Source organism: Nocardiopsis listeri NBRC 13360, assembly GCF_001570765.1.
Lineage (GTDB): Bacteria > Actinomycetota > Actinomycetes > Streptosporangiales > Streptosporangiaceae > Nocardiopsis > Nocardiopsis listeri.
Window position 1 is genome coordinate 22,286 of sequence record NZ_BCSH01000060.1, and the last position, 17,447, is coordinate 39,732.

The window sequence follows — 17,447 nt, forward strand, 5'->3', positions numbered from 1 at the left end:
CTGCGACGCTGGATGGGCAAGCCCCTTCCGAAAGAAGGACCTCCGTGGCGTTCCCCATCACCCACGACGGCTCCAACGTTCATGACGCCTTCGGTCTCCGGGACACCTTCGGACACTCCTCGGTGGCCGCACCCTTCGCTCTGGCGGGGCCCTGCTCACCGGAGCCGGCCTGTTCTCGATGGCGCTGGGTCTGGTCCGAGAATCGGAGGTCCCCTTCTCGGTCGAGCTGCTGTGCGTCTTCGCAGCCCTCCTGCTGTTCCTCGCGACCCGTCACGGCCACGTGCTGATTCGGCTGGTGGCGCTGTTCACGGGCATGGTCGCCCTGTTCCCGGTGGGAGCCGGAAGCGAGCGTTTCCTGCTCCCCGTCCCCAGCGAGCCCGCCCTGTACCTGGAAGAGGTCGGTTCCTGGCTCGTCCTGGTCGCCGGTGATCCCGGATGGGAGATCGCGGTCCATCCCTGGGACGACACCGAACCGAGAACGATCCCCTTGGACCAGGAGACCCTGGCCGGTGGTTGGACGACCGGGTCGGGTGCGCTCTTCGTACCGGTCCACGAGACCGTGTTCGTCCACGCCGGGGACGAGGACCGGAATCGGGCGGTGGTGGGGTTGCGCTGAGCCTTCCGCGCACCGGACCGATCCGGTCGGTGGGAGTGTCCGACACGGGTAGGATCGGGCCCGTGAATGACGCGCACGACGACACCTACGACGACCTGCCCGAACAGATGCGAGTCCGGCGACAGAAGCTGGACCGGCTCTGGGAGGAGGGCATCGACCCCTTCCCCGTGAACTATCCGCGGACCACGTCGATCGGACCTGTGCGCGACAAACACCAGGGCCTGGAGCCCGACACCCACACAAGGGACGAGGTCGCCATCGCCGGCCGCGTCATGCTCTACCGCACCGGTGGCAAGCTCTGCTTCGCCACCCTGCGCGACGAGACCGGGGACGTGCAGATCATGCTGTCCCTGGACCAGGTCGGCAAGGAGAGCCTGGACGCTTGGAAGGCCGACATCGACCTCGGTGACCACGTGGGTGTGGAGGGCGAGGTCATCACCTCCCGCCGCGGTGAGTTGTCCATCCTGGTGAGTTCTTGGACGCTCACGGCCAAGTGCCTGCGTCCGCTCCCGGAGAAGCACAAGGGCCTGACCGACCCCGAGGCCCGCGTGCGTCAGCGCTACGTGGACCTCATCGTCAACCCCGAGTCCCAGCAGATGGTGCGTCGTCGCTCGGCCGCCATCCGCGCGATCCGGGACGGTCTGAGCGACCGCGACTTCATCGAGGTCGAGACCCCCATGCTGATGCGGGTGCACGGCGGCGCCACGGCGCGCCCGTTCACCACGCACATCAACGCCTACGACATGGACCTGTACCTGCGCATCGCCCCGGAGCTGTCGCTCAAGCGGCTGGTCGTGGGCGGCCTGGAGAAGGTCTTCGAGATCAACCGGAACTTCCGGAACGAGGGCGCGGACTCCACGCACAACCCCGAGTTCACGATGCTGGAGTTCTACCAGGCGTACGCGGACTACAACGTGATGGCCGACATCACCCGGGACCTGATCCAGGACGCGGCCCGCGCCGTCTACGGCTCCACCACGATCGAACGTGACGGCCAGACCTTCGACCTGGGCGGGGAGTGGCCGCGGGTCACCCTTTACGGCGCGGTCTCCGAGGCCCTGGGGGCCGAGGTCACCCCGCGCACCCCGATCGAGGAGGTCCACCGGCTGGCCGAGGCCAAGGGTGTGGAGTTCGACCACGCCTGGGGCCAGGGCAAACTCGTCGAGCACGTCTTCGAGGAGCTGGTGGAGCACACCCTGGTCCAGCCCACGTTCGTGTGCGACTACCCGGTGGAGACGAGCCCGCTCACCCGCCGGCACCGTGAGGATCCGCTGCTCACCGAGAAGTGGGACCTCATCGGCTTCGGCATGGAGCTGGGCACGGGCTACTCGGAGTTGGTCGACCCGGTCGAGCAGCGCCGTCGACTCACCGAACAGTCGCTGATGGCGGCGGAGGGCGACCCCGAAGCGATGCAGCTGGACGAGGACTTCCTCCGCGCGCTGGAGTACGGCATGCCGCCGACCGGTGGCGTGGGTGTGGGTATCGACCGCCTGCTGATGGCCTTCACCGGTAAGAACATTCGAGAAACCGTTCTTTTCCCGATCGTGAAGCCGTCCGGGGAGTAGCATCGCGCACCTTGACCCTGTCTTGGGGTGAATAGGTACAGAGGGAATCCCGTTACGGGATGACCGAAAGAAGTCAGAGGGCCGTCGCGACATCGAAGCGGCGGCCCTCGTTCGTCACTTCGGCCATCTGGGAGAATGCGGCCTACGGCACGAGATGTCGCTCACTTCCCGGTCACAGGGAACAAACCTTCGGTCAGGTCGAGGTGGCCACTCGGCCAGAACCTTCTTTTCCCGAGGGGTTCCGGTATGCGCGGCACCGTTCTCGGGGGAAGATTGTTTACGCAGGTCAGTGCCGTAGGGGTATTTCACCTTCCATGGCATTACGACCCAGCGTCCATTGCGCATCACGCATGGTCATTTATCGGCCCTTGACGGTAACAACGGAGCGGCCTAGCGTGCTGAGAGCGGACCTTGGTCCGTGAGTTCGCCGAAGTGGATCGAGAAGAACGGTGAGCCGGGATGTCGGACCGAGGACCGGTCCAACGTTCCCCGCGCACGTAGCCACGGTGTGGTCTGTCCGTCCCAGATCACGACATCCCTGGCACCACGTGCGTCTCGTGCTCCCTACCGCCCCCAACCCCTGTGCCAGAGGGGTTCGTCGGGGATGGGTCGGGTGACCGGGACTCACCACGCGCCGACAGCCGGTCGGATGCGCCCTTCGGTCGATGAGTCGATGTTCCGCACTCATATGAATGAGGGAGGACGGAGTGGAACAGGCCACACTCGTACGCCGTGCCGTTGAGGACCAGAGCCTCATACGAGACCCCCGGGAGAACGTGGTTCCCCTGCAGGGCCGGCGGGACCACGCCCAGTCGGGCGTGTACACCCCGGTCGAGCTGGGCCACGAAGAGCTGGAACTGCTCGCCGAGATCGCCACGGGTGTCACCACCGAAGTGGCCGCGCGGCACCTCGAGCTCAGCGCTCGAACCCTGCGGCGTCGCATCCGCAACATCTGCGACGTGCTCGGAGTGAACACACCCATCGAGGCGGTCGTCTGGGCCGCGAGGCGTCAGCTCATCTGAGCCGACCACACCCGGGAGACGCCCGGGTGACACATACGGGCATACCGGCCCCGCACGTCCGCGCGCCCCACCGGTGAAAGAGCGTTCCGGTCGGAGGTCGTGAAGGCGTAGTCTGGTCCGGCTATGCCCGTTCGTCATGTTCGGGTGCGTCGGGCGCGTACGTCCGACGTCACCCACATTCGCCGCCTCGTCGACACCTACTCCGTCGACCGCCGTGTGCTCTCCAAGAGCACGGTCAACCTCTACGAGGACGTCCAGGAGTTCTGGGTGGCCGAGGCGGAGGGCACCTTCGCCGACCCCGAGGATTCCGTGTCCGAGCGGGAGGGCCTCTTCGTGGTCGGCTGCGGGGCGCTGCACGTTCTTTGGGAGGACCTCGCGGAGGTCCGTACGGTCGCGGTCGATCCCGCGTTGCGCGGTTTCGGCGTGGGTCACCGAATCGTGACCGCATTGCTCGATACGGCTCGCGGGCTGGGTGTGCGTCGTGTGTTCTGCCTGACATTCGAGACCGGTTTCTTCGCCCGACACGGCTTTGTCCCGATCCAGGGCACTCCGGTCTCCTTCCGTGTGTACGAGGAACTTCTACGTTCCTATGACGAGGGTGTCGCGGAATTCCTCGACCTGGAGCGGGTCAAACCCAACACTCTCGGGAACACGAGGATGCTTGTACACCTCGACGATGACCCCGTAGGCGCCTCGGGCTAAAGGTTCCGGGTGCGGATAGGTACCCGCCGGCCATACGTCCCAAGGCGCCGGGTCCATGTGGTGGAGAGGTCGAGCGCTTAAGTACACCGGGTGGTATGGGAGTGGAAGAGGGCGGGTAATGTGGACCTGCGTCCGCCGGGGCGGCGTAGGGTTCGTCGACTACCGATGAGATGACGGGATCGCGCGTTTTTCGGTTCCATCGAGTAGCCGCTCCTCACCTTCCGTCCGCGAACCGGTGTGGGGCGGGAACATCTGATCGGACATTGGCCGCCCAAGGGCTTTGACGGGACCTCTTCGGTACGTCCGGTGTCGAACCGGGGGCAAACGATGTCTATGATGTCTGGTATGCGATTGCCCGGGCCCACCGGCGTCCCATCCCCCGGACCGGCCCGACACTGAGTCGGGTATTTGCTGCAATAAGTAACAACCAGGAAGGGCAGGGCGCTTCGATGGGTGACTTTTTGTCATCGGTGCTTCCCCCTGGGCTGATCGACGTATTGTCCGCGCTCATCCCACCGGTGGTTGTCGCGACCGTCTTCTGTGCCTTCGTCATCAAGCTGCTCCGCCGGGAGATGGCTCCGAGGCGGATGGACGGAAGCCTGGTCAACGAGGACGACACCTCGGATGCCGGCGTGGGTGACAAGGGCGCGGCCAAGGTCGAGGAGACCAAGGCGACGAACGAGACGCCGATTACCCAGGACGGGGAACGCACCGAATCCGAGGGGCGTTAGATACTCTGCCGGTTCGATCCGGCCATCGCGACTCCCCGGAGTCGGGAGGACCCGTGAGCGCGGGCCGACTCATGTGCCCCGTGCGGTTCCGGTGACCCCGAATCCTCGTCCGGTGGGCGGCGCCGATTTCATCGCGTCGGGAATTGTCTTTCGCGTTCTCGCGAGATAGCTTTATATTCAGGTGCTACAGACACCTCTCTTCTGAAAGGTTTGATTCCATGGCACAGAAGGTCCAGGTTTTCCTGGTGGACGACCTCGACGGCGGTGAGGCCGAGGAGACGGTGACGTTCGGTCTCGACGGGTCGACGTACGAAATCGACCTCAGCGCGGATAATGCCGGCAAGCTCCGCGAGGCTCTTAGCCCGTTCGTCGAGGCCTCTCGTAAGGCCCCCGCGAAGCAGGGTCGTGGTGGCGCTCGGCGTGGAAGCCGAAATGCCCCGAGCCGTGAGCGCAGCGCCGAGATTCGCGCCTGGGCGAAGGCCGCCGGGAAGCCGGTCAATGAGCGTGGCCGTATCCCCGCCGCCATCGTCGCCGAATATGAGGCCATCAAGGGCTGATTTCGCCGTCGGCTCGGGTCCGCCGAAATGTTGTCAGGTCTTGATCGAATTTCGACCTGGGTCCCGCCGACGTCGCACCCGATCCTCCGGCAGGTTCCGGTCCGTCATGGAACGGACCGTGGTCCACCGGACGCAGGGGATAACGGGGGAGGCGAGGATTGTCGGTGGAATCGGGCGGAGCCGCTCGGTCGTGAGCGCCAAGCCGGTGCGGAGATCGTTCGTTGGAGGACACCCCGCGCTGCGGGCACGCGGTCCCCGCTCCTGTTTGGCCCGGCCTCGACGCAGTCCGACCCGTGAGTGGACCGCGCATTCGGTGGTCCGGTGCGCGGCGGTCCCATCGTGGGCCGCCGCACCTATGGGCCACCGACCCGGTCAGGTCGGAAGCATCGACATCCGCGGGCCAATTCCGCTCGAAGAACAACACGCTTCGGCTTGTTCGCTAAGAGCCGATAATGGGGCTTGCGCACGTGCGGCCCGGGCACTCTCGTGATGGATGGGATGCCCGGGCCGTTCGCCTTCGGCGTACAGGGAAATCTGACGCGGCAATTGGTAGTTGGATGTTGGGTGAACGCCCTATCGTCGGGGAAAGTCTCTGGCACGGACGGCTGCGGTCGGTCGTGCGGGAGATGTTCGTCCGAGCCGGCCGTGGTCGGTGAGGACGAGCGGTGCGACAGCGCTCCCCGGGGCGGTTATCCCTGTGGGGCCTATATGCGGAAGAGTCGGGTCGGTATCGACCGTCCCTGCCTGACCGCTCTGTAGAGGAGCGACGAGACATGTTCGAGAGGTTTACCGACCGCGCGCGGCGAGTGGTGGTTCTGGCTCAGGAAGAAGCCAGGATGCTCAACCACAACTACATCGGTACGGAGCACATCCTGCTCGGCCTCATCCACGAGGGTGAGGGTGTCGCCGCCAAGGCCCTGGAGAGTCTTGGGATCAGCCTCGAAGCGGTTCGGCAGCAGGTCGAGGAGATCATCGGCCAGGGCCAACAGGCTCCGTCGGGGCACATTCCCTTCACCCCGCGGGCCAAGAAGGTCCTCGAGCTGTCGCTGCGCGAGGCGCTTCAGCTCGGTCACAACTACATCGGTACCGAGCACATACTGCTGGGCCTGATCCGCGAGGGCGAGGGCGTCGCCGCCCAGGTCCTCGTCAAGCTGGGCGCCGACCTCAACCGGGTCCGCCAGCAGGTCATCCAGCTGCTGCACGGTTACCAGGGCAAGGAGCCGCAGGCCACCGGAGCCTCCTCCGAGTCCACACCCTCCACCTCGCTGGTGCTGGACCAGTTCGGCCGCAACCTGACGCAGGCCGCTCGCGAGTCCAAGCTCGACCCGGTCATCGGTCGTGACAACGAGATCGAGCGGGTCATGCAGGTCCTGTCCCGCAGGACCAAGAACAACCCGGTCCTCATCGGTGAGCCCGGCGTCGGTAAGACGGCGGTCGTCGAGGGGCTGGCGCAGAAGATCGTCAAGGGGGAGATCCCCGAGACGCTCAAGGACAAGCAGCTCTACACCCTCGACCTGGGCGCCCTGGTCGCGGGCAGCCGCTACCGCGGTGACTTCGAGGAGCGCCTCAAGAAGGTGCTCAAGGAGATCCGCACCCGCGGTGACATCATCCTCTTCATCGACGAGCTGCACACGCTGGTCGGCGCGGGGGCGGCGGAAGGTGCCATAGACGCCGCTTCCATCCTGAAGCCCATGCTGGCCCGGGGTGAGCTGCAGACCATCGGTGCGACCACGCTCGACGAGTACCGCAAGTACCTGGAGAAGGACGCCGCGCTGGAGCGCCGTTTCCAGCCGATCCAGGTCGACGAGCCCACCACCAAGCACACCATCGAGATCCTCAAGGGTCTGCGCGACCGGTACGAGGCCCACCACCGGGTCTCCATCACCGACAGCGCGCTCGTGGCCGCCGCGCAGCTCGCGGACCGCTACATCAGCGACCGCTTCCTGCCGGACAAGGCGATCGACCTCATCGACGAGGCGGGTTCGCGAATGCGCATCCGTCGGATGACCGCTCCGCCGGACCTGCGCGAGTTCGACGAGAAGATCGCCAAGGTGCGCCGCGACAAGGAATCGGCCATCGACGAGCAGGACTTCGAAAAGGCCGCGTCCCTGCGCGATGACGAGAAGCAGCTGCTCAACAAGAAGGCGCAGCGGGAGAAGGAGTGGAAGGCCGGCGACATGGACGTCGTGGCCGAGGTCGACGAGGAGCTCATCGCCGAGGTCCTGGCCGCGTCCACCGGTATCCCGGTCTTCAAGCTGACCGAGGAGGAGAGCTCGCGCCTGCTGCGCATGGAGGACGAGCTGCACCAGCGGGTCATCGGTCAGGAGGACGCCATCAAGGCGCTCTCGCAGGCCATCCGCCGGACCCGTGCGGGTCTGAAGGACCCCAAGCGTCCCGGTGGTTCGTTCATCTTCGCCGGTCCGTCCGGTGTGGGTAAGACCGAGCTGTCCAAGACCCTCGCGGAGTTCCTCTTCGGGGACGAGGAAGCGTTGATCCAGCTCGACATGTCCGAGTTCATGGAGAAGCACACCGTTTCGCGGCTGTTCGGTTCGCCTCCCGGCTACGTCGGTTACGAAGAGGGCGGTCAGCTCACCGAGAAGGTGCGCCGCAAGCCGTTCTCCGTGGTCCTGTTCGACGAGATCGAGAAGGCCCACAACGACATCTTCAACTCGCTCCTGCAGGTGCTGGAGGAGGGTCGTCTCACCGACGCCCAGGGTCGCAACGTCGACTTCAAGAACACGGTCATCATCATGACGACCAACCTGGGTACGCGTGACATCTCCAAGGGCCAGGCCATGGGCTTCGCCAAGGAGGACGACGCCACCACCAACTACGAGCGGATGAAGGCCAAGGTCAACGAGGAGCTGAAGACCAACTTCAGGCCCGAGTTCCTCAACCGTGTGGACGACGTCATCGTCTTCCACCAGTTGACCCAGAGCGAGATCTTCCAGATCGTCGACCTGATGGTCACGAGCCTGGATGGTCGGCTCAAGGAGCGGGACATGGGCATCGAGCTTCGGTCCAACGCCAAGAAGGTCCTCTCCGAGCGTGGGTTCGACCCGGTGCTGGGCGCGCGTCCGCTGCGTCGCACGATCCAGCGGGAGATCGAGGACCAGCTGTCCGAGAAGATCCTGTTCGGTGACCTCAAGGCCGGCCAGATCGTGGTGATCGACGCCGAGGGCGAGGGCGAGAACGCCAAGTTCACCTTCAAGGGTGTGCCGAAGCCCGCCGCGGTTCCGGACACTCCCGAGGTGGAGTCCGCCGCCAAGGGCGAGTAGGGACATCGGCCGGCCGAACGCCGGTACGAACGGGGGCATCCCTTCTGGGGTGCCCCCTTTCCCGTGCCCGGGGGAGGCCCGCGGGGTAGGGTTCTCCGGTGTCCTCACCGAATGATCCTCGCCAGAACGGCCCCCAGCGGCCCCCGGAACCGTTCCCCGGCTCCTACCCGGGTCAGGGCCCGCACGGCGCTCCCGCGTACCAGGGGCCGCTGCAAGGACCTCCTCCTCAGGGTCCTCCTCCCGGATACCCACCTCAGGGCGCTCCGCCGCAGGGTCTTCCTCCCGGATACCCGCCGGTAGGCCCGCCCGGACACCCGTACCAGGGGCCACCACGCAAGCGCGGCGGCGCGCTGCCCTGGGTGATCGGTGGAAGCGCCCTCGCCATCGTCCTGGTCGGCGTCACGGGCCTTGGAGTGTGGTGGGCGAGGGGCGGCCCCGGCGGCGCCGACTCGGGTGGGAGCGGTGCGAGCGGTGCGAGCGGGGGTGGCCAGGGCGAGGTCCGAATCTTCGAGGGGCTGTCCGCCGACCACGTGGACCCCGGAGAGACCGTCGACTACGCGCAACACCCTCCGGTCGGCGGCGAGCACTACCCCTTCTGGCAGAACTGTGGCGTCTACGACGAGCCGGTGCTGACCGAGGCCGCGGTCCACTCCCTGGAACACGGCACGGTCTGGATCACCTACGACCCGTCGCTGGACTCGGGTCAGGTCGAACGATTGACCTCCTACCACGAGCCCGGATCGTACGTGCTGGTCAGCCCGATGGGAGATCTGCCCGCACCGATCGTGGCCTCGGCCTGGGGCGCCCAGATCCAACTGGAGGACGCCTCGGACGAACGGATCGGCGACTTCCTGCGCGAGTACGAGCAGAGCCCCGCGGCCCCCGAACCGGGCGCGCCGTGCAGCGGTGCCTACGACGGCAACGACGCCGACTTCGACCCCGAGACCGTCGACGTCCGGATGAACTGACCTCGCCGACAGCGGCCCCCGGCCACGTGTCCGGGGCCTCAGCCGGGCAGGGCGAAACGGCCGTCACCGAGCGGATCGACCAGGCCGTCGTCGATGAGCGCGTCCAGGGCGCGTTCGCGTTGGACGTGGTCGTTCCACACGGCGTCCAGGGCCGACTTGGCGACGGGCTCCGTGGAGTCGCGCAGGACGGCCAGGAGCTTGCCGCGCACCTGGCGGTCGGTCCCGGCGTAGGTCTGAGCGCGCCGGGGCGGTCCGTCATAGGCGGGGCGGCCGGCCAGTCGCCAGGCGCACTGGCCGGCGATGGGACAGTCGGCGCAGCGCGGAGAGCGGGCGGTGCACACCAAGGCTCCCAGCTCCATCACGGCCACGCCCCAGCGGGCGGCCACCGACGGCAGTGGCGGCAAAAGTGACTCGGCCAGGGCGACCTCCGCCTTGGTCTGGGTTTTCGGCGGGTACTCGATCCCGGTTTCGGCCCTGGACAGGACGCGCCGAACGTTGGTGTCCAGAATGGCGTGCCGCTGCCCGTAAGCAAAGCTCGCCACCGCCGCAGCGGTGTAGGCGCCGATGCCCGGAAGGGCCAACAGGGTGGCGTGGTCGTCGGGGACCTCGCCGTCATGTTCCTCGGTGATGGCCACCGCGCAGGCGTGCAGACGCAGGGCACGGCGTGGGTAGCCCAGCCGGTTCCACATGCGCACGGCTTCGCCCGAGGGTTCTTTCGCCAGGTGGGCGGGGGTGGGCCAGCGTTCCATCCACGCCTCCCAGGCAGGCAGGACTCGGACGACCGGGGTCTGCTGAAGCATGATCTCGCTGACCAGGATCGACCAAGGGGAGGCGTCCGGGCGACGCCAGGGAAGATCGCGGGCGTTGGTCTCGTACCACGCCAGAACCGCGGTGCTGTAAGGGTTATCGCTCATCTTTAACGGCAAATCGGCGGGTTGAGTGGATGGGTGGTGCACAAAACCGCAATACTACGGCCCATGGCGTCAAGTACCGGACACACCGCACCCGTCGGCAAGGACATCTACTGGAGGCGCAGAGCCTTCGTGCTGATCGGCGTGCTGCTGTTGTTCGCGCTGATCGCCTACGCCTGTAGTCCCTCCGAGAGCGAGAACACGTCGGACAGCAACCAGGCGGGTGTGGAGGAACCCTCACCCTCTCCCAGTGAGCCAGAGGAGGAGCCCTCCGAGGAGGCTTCCGAGGAGCCCGAGGAGGACGCTTCCCCGTCACCGTCCGACGAACCCTCCGCGGGTGAGGACGAGGGTGAGGACGAGGGGTCCGGGGAGGATTCCTCCGGCGGTGACTCCACCGAGGCCGCCGCGCCCGAGAAGCCCGAGGACCCCTGCCGTCCACAGGACGTGGTGGTCTCCTTCGACTTCGCCGAGGCCGACCGCGAGGCCTACGGGGCCGATACCGACCCCGGGTTCAAGGTCTCCGTGGTCAACGTCGGCGAACAGACCTGCACCGTTGACGTGGGGCCGGAGGCACTCGAACTGATCGTGCACTCCGGCGAGGACCGGATCTACTCCACCGCGGACTGCGTGGAGGGCAAGGCCACCCAGGAACGTCAGCTGGAGCAGGGTCGCCCGCACGACTACACGATCACCTGGGAGCGGGACCGCTCCTTCACCGACTGCCGGTCGACCTCGTCGCGGGCCCAGGCCGGTTGGTACAAGGCCAACCTCCGGGGCGACATCGTCAGTGGCGTGGACCAACTGGTCTTCCAACTCAAGGCCTGAGGGCACTACGCCCGGGGCGCGACGACGGCACACCGGTTTCCACAAACGCCACGACTCCTCGTCATCGGTTCGCTACGATTCGTGGTGACCTGATCTCGTCGTCGTTGGAGTGAAAACCATGAGGACAGCCCTGGGGCTCGTCGCAGCCGCCGCCCTCGCCCTCTCCCTGGCCTCGCCCGCGCAGGCCGAGGCCACGAGCTACGACCTCAGCCTCTCTCCCGTGTCGCCGGGTGGGGTCGAGGCCGCCGAGACCACGCCGTTCCGTTCGGTGGTCCTGGAGTGCGGACCGGCCGGAGGTACACACCCCGCGGCCCAGGCGGCCTGTGACCTCATCGGGGAGGCCGGCGGGCGGGTCTCCGAGGTCGAGACCGGTACCGGTGGGATCTGCACCATGATCCACCGACCGGTGACCGTGGTCGCCGACGGTGGGGGAGAGCGCTACGAGGAGACCTTCGGGAACGAGTGCCTTCTGCGCGAGGCCAAGGGCGCGGTCTTCGACTTCTGATCGTGGACGTGGCGCCCCGGCCCGTCAGAACTGGGGTTCCTCGGCGATGGTGAGCTTCGGACGGGCCTGCTTCTTGGGGTCCTTCGGCTTGTCCGGGGCGCCCTTCTTGCGACGGCTCTTGGCGATCCACTTCAGGGCGTCCTTCAGTTCCTCGGCCTCGTAGACGCGGATGCCGGGAAGGGGGTCGCCGAAGCCCTTCGGTACGACCGCCTGGGTGAAACCGAGACGCTGCGCCTCGGCCACCCGGCGGCGTACCCCTTGGACGGAACGTACGTCCCCGGCCAGTCCGACCTCGCCGATGGCCACGAAGCCCTTGGGCAGGGCGACGTCGTTGTGGGAGCCGCCGGCCGCGATGGCCAGCGCCAGGTCGACGGCGGGTTCGGTCAGTTTCACGCCGCCCACGGTGGACGCGTAGACGTCCAGGTTGGCCAGTTTCATGCCCGAACGCTTCTCCAACACGGCCAGGATCATGTTCACCCGTGAGGTGTCCAGGCCGGAGGTGGCGCGGCGCGGCGCAGGCAGCGGCGAGGGCGCGACCAGCGCTTGTACCTCGGTGATGAGGGGACGTCGCCCCTCCAGGGTGACGGTGACGCAGGTGCCCGGGGCCGGATCGGTGCGATCGGAGAGGAACAGCCCGCTGGGGTCGGGCATGCCCTCGATGCCCTTGTCGCTCAGCTCGAACACGCCGATCTCGTCGGTGGGCCCGTAGCGGTTCTTGACCGCGCGCAGTAGGCGCAACTGGGAGTGGCGTTCGCCCTCGAAGTGCAGGACGACGTCGACCAGGTGCTCCAACATCCGGGGGCCGGCGATGGAACCGTCCTTGGTGACGTGGCCGACCAGCACGGTGGCGATGTTGCGCTCCTTGGCGATCTGGATGAGGGCGCCGGACACCTGCCGGATCTGGGTGACGCCGCCCGGGACGCCGGACGCCTCGGGGGAGACCATGGTCTGCACGGAGTCGACGATGAGCAGCTTCGGGGCGACCGCGTCCACGTGGGCGGCCAGGGTCGCCACCGAGGTCTCCGCGGCCAGGTACAGCCGCTCGGAGAGGGCGCCCAGGCGTTCGGCGCGCAGACGTACCTGCCCGGCCGACTCCTCACCGGTGATGTACAGGACCGGCGCTTGCGCGGCGCGCATCGCGGCGACCTCCAGGAGCAGGGTCGACTTGCCCACGCCGGGTTCACCGGCCAGCAGCACCACCCCACCGGGGACGGCGCCGCCGCCCAGGACACGGTCGAGTTCGTCCACGCCGGTGGGGATCGCCTCGGCGGTCTCCACGCTGATCTCGGTGATGGGGCGGGCCCTGGCGGTGACGGGGGCGGGCGCGACGGCGCTGGGGGCGGGCGCCCCGGTCTCCTCGACGGTGCCCCAGGCCTGGCACTCACCGCAGCGCCCGACCCACTTGAGGGTGCTCCAGCCGCACTCGACGCATCGGAACGAGGTCTTCACTGCTTTTGCCATGGTCGCCACGCTAACGGGTGTCGGTGACATACGTGGAGCGTCGTCCACAGGTCCTCCGGAGCCATCGGAATCCGCGGGAGACACATGAAAGTTACCTACGAGTTAGGTCACGGATCCGGTAAATCATGTTAGAGAATGTGTGGGGAGTCACTCCCCGGCGGTATCTGACAATTCCTGTCCCCCGCTCCTTCGAGAGGAAGTCCCTCGTGTCCCGCTCGCACGAATCCCCCGTCCCCCACCGCTCCCGCACCGGGCTCCGGCGCCGTCTGGCCCGGGCCGTCGCCCCCATAGCCATCGCCGCACTGGGCGTCACGATGGCGTCGGCGCCCGCCGCGGCCGACGAGGTCGAGGCCGCCGTCTACTCGCACTACGTGGCCATCGGTGACTCCTTCACCGCAGGCCCCATGGTGAGCGCTCAGATGCCGTTGCTGGGCTGCATGCAGTCGTCCGTCAACTATCCCAAGCGCCTCGCCGAGGAGCTTGGGGTCGAGGAGATCACCGACGTCAGCTGCTCCGGCGCGGTGATGAGCCACCTGTACGAGAAGCAGTTCGACGATACCGAACCGCAGCTCGACGCCCTTCGCCCCGAGACCGACCTGGTCACGGTCGGGATCGCCGGCAACGACTTCGGCTTCTCCGACGTGCTCGTGGAGTGTGCCAAGCAGAGTCTGAGCAACCCGGTGGGCAGCCCCTGCGCCGACCACTACGGCACCGAGCTGGACGACCGGATCGAGGGGATGCGGGGTGAGGTGTCCCAGGTCTACGCCGACATCGCCGAGCGCAGCCCGAACGCGACCGTGCTCGCCGTCGGCTACCTCCAGATCATGCCGGAGAGCGGCGGCTGCTGGCCGAGCACACCGATCGCCCGTGGTGACGTTCCGTTCCTGGACGAGGCGCAGACCACGCTCAACGGGATGCTCGCCGAGGAGTCCGAGGCCCACGGCGCGGTCTTCGTGGACACCTTCGAGCGGGGGCACGACGTCTGCCAGGGGTCGGACACGCGCTGGGTCGAGGGACTGATTCCCGAGGACGGAGCTCCGGTCCACCCGAACAACCTGGGCATGCAGGCGACGACCGACTTCGTCCGTGACGCCCTCGGGGTTCCGACCCCCTAGGCAGTGTTTTTTCAGGGCCTCCGCCGGCGCTTCGGCGTGTTCGGGCGCCCCACAAAGTCAGGAACCTTCGGCGCCTACGGTGTGATGGCTCGTTCCTCGCGATCCCACCTCCGGCACCTCCGCGGGTTTGCAGAAGACAGGGCCTGACGGCGCCCGAACGGGTAACCCCCCGTGGCTCACAAAACAGCTAGGGCGGATCTACGGAACGCGCCCTGGGTTCCGGTGACCCTTGGTCCATGGTGATCGACCCCGGTGGATGGTGTTCGGTTGGTGCTTTTCCGACCGAAATGTCCGCCGGGGTCAAGCAGTCTTTACCGTTCTTGGGTATCGTCTAGAGCACGGAGAGTGACTTACCGTAATCAATATGTGACCAATGGTGATGGGCCGGTGGTGGGAGATCCACGTCACAGCGTCGTGGTCCGCCCCGGCCGATCGAGGAGGGTCACCACATGTGCCTACCGCGACACCACGAGCAAACACGGGCCTGCCGTTCCATCACGGACCCGGAACAGCAGGCCGTCACCGTCGGGGCGCACCGTCGGGGGAAGCGGGCACTCGTCGTCGCCGCGCTCACCGCGGCGGCCCTGACCACCGGGACCGCACCGGCGCTCGCACAGCCCCAACAGCCCACCACTCCGGTCGCCGCCGCACAGCAGAGCGGACCGGAACGTGTCCACCAGGCACTCGCCTCGTCCGCCATCGAAGAGGCCATCAGCGCAGCGGAGGCCCAAGAGGGCAAGCCCTATGGCTGGGGCGGCACCGGCCCCGATTCCTTCGACTGTTCCGGTCTCGTACAGCACGCCTTCGGGGAGGCGGGTGTGAAACTGCCTCGCATCGCCCACGACCAGGTCGGTTCCGGAACCCGTGTCTCCTACGCCAACGCCGAGCGCGGTGATCTCCTGTACTGGACCGACTCGGGTGGTTACGCCTACCACGTCGCGATCTACCTCGGAGGCGATCGCATGATCGACGCACCGAGTTCCGGCGGCAAGGTCGGAGAGCGCGCGGTGATGCGCCACAACCTCGCCGGAGGTGTGCGGCTGTAGCCGCTCCGGCCCCATCACTCTTCCCGACGGCCGTCGCCCACAGGGGCCACGGCCGTCGCCCCTTTCCCGGGAGCGCGCCGGAACGGTCGGGCCGAAGGTCCCCCGCCACGCCGCGTTGGCGTACCCGGTCGTCCCAAGGACGTCGAAAGCGCATACCCTGGAACCTGTGAGCCCTATCCAGGTCCCAGACGCGCCCGTGGTCCTATCGACGGCGTCGGTCTACCCGGAGAAGACCCCGGCCGCCTTCGAGATCGCGGCGAAGCTGGGGTACGACGGGGTGGAGGTGCTCGTCTCCTCCGACCCGGCCAGCCAGGACATCGAACTCCTCCGGCGCCTCTCGGACTACCACCAGATGCCCGTCACCGCAGTCCATTCACCCTGCCTCGTCCTCACCCAACGGGTGTGGGGCAAGGATCCCTGGGGCAAGCTCGTCCGTTCCAAGGAGATGGCCGAGGCCCTCGGGGCCAAGGCGATCGTGGTCCACCCGGCCTTCCGCTGGCAACGCGAATACGCCAAGGACTTCGAGATCGGCGTCTCCCGCATGCAGGACGAGACCGACGTGGTCTTCGCGGTGGAGAACATGTACCCGGTCCGGGTGCGCGACCGAGAGGTCGTCCCCTACGCCCCGAGTTGGAACCCGCTCGACCGCGACTACGCCGACGTGACCCTCGACCTGTCGCACACCGCCATGTCCGGTTCCGACGCGATGGACATGGCCAGGCGGCTGGGCGATCGACTCTCCCACGTACACGTCACCGATGGTCTGGGCGGCCAGAACCTGGACGAGCACCTCATCCCCGGGCGAGGGAACCAGCCCGTGGCCGAACTCCTCGAACACCTGGCGGGCAGTCGGTACGAGGGTCAGCTCGTCCTGGAGGTGAGCACCCGTAAGGCCCCCGATCGGCAGACCCGGATGCGGGAGCTGGCCGAGGCGCTGGCCTTCACCCGACTGCACTTCGCCGGACCACGCGAGCCCGAACCCGCGCCGGGTCGTCGTGAGCGGATCGCGCTGCTGCGTCGCGGCACCCAGACGCCGCCGCGACGCTTCGCCGTGGACGAAGGCGGGGCCGTCGACGACGAGGGCACCGTCGACCCGGACTGAGGCACCCGTTGCCGCCGCCCCGGAGGGTTGTCCACGGGTTGGGACGAGGGGTCCACCTCGGCCCGGCGGGGCGGTTAGCGTGGAGGGATCCGCAGAGAGGACCCTTCATGATCGCGATCATCGGTGTAGGCAAGATGGGCGAGGCGCTGCTCGCCGGGCTGTTGGCCAAGGACCATTCCCCGGGGGACGTCCTGGTCACCGAACCGCGTGAGGAACACGCCGCGGAGCTTCGCGCGCGCTACGGGGTCGAGACCGTGTCGGCCGTCGACGCCGCCAAGCGCGCCGACACCCTGCTCCTGGCCCTCAAGCCCCAGGACATGCTCGCCCTGCTGGACGAGGTCTCCGCGCACCTGTCCGAGGAGCGACTGGTCATCTCGGTCGCGGCGGGGCTGACCACCGCCGTGTTGGAGAGCCACCTGCCCTCCGGTGTTCCCGTGGTCCGGGCCATGCCCAACACCCCGGCCCTCATGGGGAAGGGGATGACCGCCGTCTCCGGTGGAGCGCACACGCGGACCGAACACCTGGACCGGGCCGAGGAGTTGTTGAGCACGGTCGGCGAGGTGATCCGGGTCGGCGAGCAGCACATGGACACCGTGACCGCGATCTCCGGAAGTGGGCCGGCCTACTTCTACTTCATCGCCGAGACCATGATCGAGGCCGGAGTGGCGATGGGCATGCCGCGCGCAACGGCGCAGCGGTTGGTCGCTCAGACGATCACCGGATCCGCCGCCATGCTCGACGGCTCGGGCGAGCACCCCGTGGTCCTGCGCGAAGCGGTCACCTCACCGGGCGGGACCACCGCCGCCGCCCTGCGCGAGCTGGAACGGCACGGTGTGCGGACCGCGTTCACCGACGCGATCGAGGCCGCGAGGGACCGGAGCAGGGCTCTCTCCGGACACTGACCGCAGGGCATGTGGGGTAAATCACATAAAAACCCGTAACGGTTCGTGATCGAGGGGCGCTGGAAGTGGCGTCGTATGGGATGCATAAAGTCGGGCAGAGCGGGTGGAACCCCGCCTCCTTCCACTCCACGCACTCCCAGT

The 17,447-nt window shown here is 67.4% G+C and carries 16 protein-coding genes; 14 read left to right on the plus strand and 2 right to left on the minus strand.

All coding sequences use genetic code 11. The features are described from left to right. Window positions 1-178: 178 nt before the first annotated feature. The 8 genes from NLI01S_RS18475 to NLI01S_RS18510 all read left to right on the plus strand — a co-directional run bounded on the left by NLI01S_RS18475 (window position 179) and on the right by NLI01S_RS18510 (window position 9,439). Window positions 179-616 (plus strand): hypothetical protein, encoded by a 438-nt coding sequence (locus tag NLI01S_RS18475; protein ID WP_067606287.1) that lies wholly within the window; start codon window positions 179-181, stop codon window positions 614-616. Between the two features lie 62 nt (window positions 617-678). Further along, window positions 679-2,181: a bifunctional lysylphosphatidylglycerol synthetase/lysine--tRNA ligase LysX gene (gene lysX / locus NLI01S_RS18480; protein ID WP_067606289.1), complete on the plus strand. Its 1,503-nt coding sequence runs from the start codon at window positions 679-681 to the stop codon at window positions 2,179-2,181. Between the two features lie 707 nt (window positions 2,182-2,888). After that, entirely contained in the window at window positions 2,889-3,203 is a 315-nt protein-coding gene (locus NLI01S_RS18485) for a LuxR C-terminal-related transcriptional regulator (protein ID WP_067606291.1), read from the plus strand. A 123-nt stretch (window positions 3,204-3,326) separates the two neighbouring features. After that, window positions 3,327-3,905 (plus strand): amino-acid N-acetyltransferase, encoded by a 579-nt coding sequence (locus NLI01S_RS18490; RefSeq protein WP_067606293.1) that lies wholly within the window; start codon window positions 3,327-3,329, stop codon window positions 3,903-3,905. Between the two features lie 449 nt (window positions 3,906-4,354). Beyond that, entirely contained in the window at window positions 4,355-4,636 is a 282-nt protein-coding gene (locus NLI01S_RS18495) for a hypothetical protein (RefSeq protein WP_067606295.1), read from the plus strand. 218 nt (window positions 4,637-4,854) lie between these two features. Beyond that, complete coding sequence (locus NLI01S_RS18500) at window positions 4,855-5,193, plus strand: histone-like nucleoid-structuring protein Lsr2 (RefSeq protein ID WP_067606297.1); 339 nt, start codon at window positions 4,855-4,857, stop codon at window positions 5,191-5,193. 773 nt (window positions 5,194-5,966) lie between these two features. Beyond that, window positions 5,967-8,471 carry an ATP-dependent Clp protease ATP-binding subunit gene (locus tag NLI01S_RS18505; RefSeq protein WP_084392701.1) on the plus strand — a complete coding sequence of 835 codons (2,505 nt, stop codon included), beginning with the start codon at window positions 5,967-5,969 and terminating at the stop codon, window positions 8,469-8,471. Window positions 8,472-8,569: 98 nt separating this feature from the next. Continuing rightward, window positions 8,570-9,439 (plus strand): DUF3105 domain-containing protein, encoded by an 870-nt coding sequence (locus NLI01S_RS18510; RefSeq protein ID WP_223809294.1) that lies wholly within the window; start codon window positions 8,570-8,572, stop codon window positions 9,437-9,439. Between the two features lie 38 nt (window positions 9,440-9,477). On the opposite strand, the gene NLI01S_RS18515 is transcribed toward NLI01S_RS18510, so the two are convergent. After that, window positions 9,478-10,353, minus strand: a complete 876-nt coding sequence (locus tag NLI01S_RS18515) for an A/G-specific adenine glycosylase (RefSeq protein ID WP_067606303.1) — start codon at window positions 10,351-10,353, stop codon at window positions 9,478-9,480. Window positions 10,354-10,416: 63 nt separating this feature from the next. On the opposite strand from NLI01S_RS18515, the gene NLI01S_RS18520 reads away from it, so the two are divergent. Both NLI01S_RS18520 and NLI01S_RS18525 read left to right on the plus strand, forming a co-directional pair. Continuing rightward, window positions 10,417-11,175: a hypothetical protein gene (locus NLI01S_RS18520; protein WP_067606305.1), complete on the plus strand. Its 759-nt coding sequence runs from the start codon at window positions 10,417-10,419 to the stop codon at window positions 11,173-11,175. A 118-nt stretch (window positions 11,176-11,293) separates the two neighbouring features. Beyond that, on the plus strand, window positions 11,294-11,680 hold the full coding sequence (locus NLI01S_RS18525) for an SSI family serine proteinase inhibitor (RefSeq protein WP_067606307.1): 387 nt from the start codon (window positions 11,294-11,296) through the stop codon (window positions 11,678-11,680). Window positions 11,681-11,704: 24 nt separating this feature from the next. Here NLI01S_RS18525 and radA read toward each other — a convergent pair whose 3' ends face one another. Continuing rightward, window positions 11,705-13,141, minus strand: a complete 1,437-nt coding sequence (radA, locus tag NLI01S_RS18530; protein WP_084392706.1) for a DNA repair protein RadA — start codon at window positions 13,139-13,141, stop codon at window positions 11,705-11,707. Window positions 13,142-13,347: 206 nt separating this feature from the next. Between radA and NLI01S_RS18535 the strand changes: the two genes are divergently transcribed. The 4 genes from NLI01S_RS18535 to proC all read left to right on the plus strand — a co-directional run bounded on the left by NLI01S_RS18535 (window position 13,348) and on the right by proC (window position 17,306). Next, window positions 13,348-14,256 (plus strand): SGNH/GDSL hydrolase family protein, encoded by a 909-nt coding sequence (locus NLI01S_RS18535; RefSeq protein ID WP_223809295.1) that lies wholly within the window; start codon window positions 13,348-13,350, stop codon window positions 14,254-14,256. Between the two features lie 449 nt (window positions 14,257-14,705). Beyond that, on the plus strand, window positions 14,706-15,302 hold the full coding sequence (locus NLI01S_RS18540) for a C40 family peptidase (protein WP_067606310.1): 597 nt from the start codon (window positions 14,706-14,708) through the stop codon (window positions 15,300-15,302). A 166-nt stretch (window positions 15,303-15,468) separates the two neighbouring features. Continuing rightward, window positions 15,469-16,404 carry a sugar phosphate isomerase/epimerase family protein gene (locus tag NLI01S_RS18545; protein WP_067606312.1) on the plus strand — a complete coding sequence of 312 codons (936 nt, stop codon included), beginning with the start codon at window positions 15,469-15,471 and terminating at the stop codon, window positions 16,402-16,404. Window positions 16,405-16,511: 107 nt separating this feature from the next. After that, window positions 16,512-17,306 carry a pyrroline-5-carboxylate reductase gene (proC, locus tag NLI01S_RS18550; RefSeq protein ID WP_067606314.1) on the plus strand — a complete coding sequence of 265 codons (795 nt, stop codon included), beginning with the start codon at window positions 16,512-16,514 and terminating at the stop codon, window positions 17,304-17,306. The last annotated feature ends 141 nt before the right edge of the window (window positions 17,307-17,447 follow it).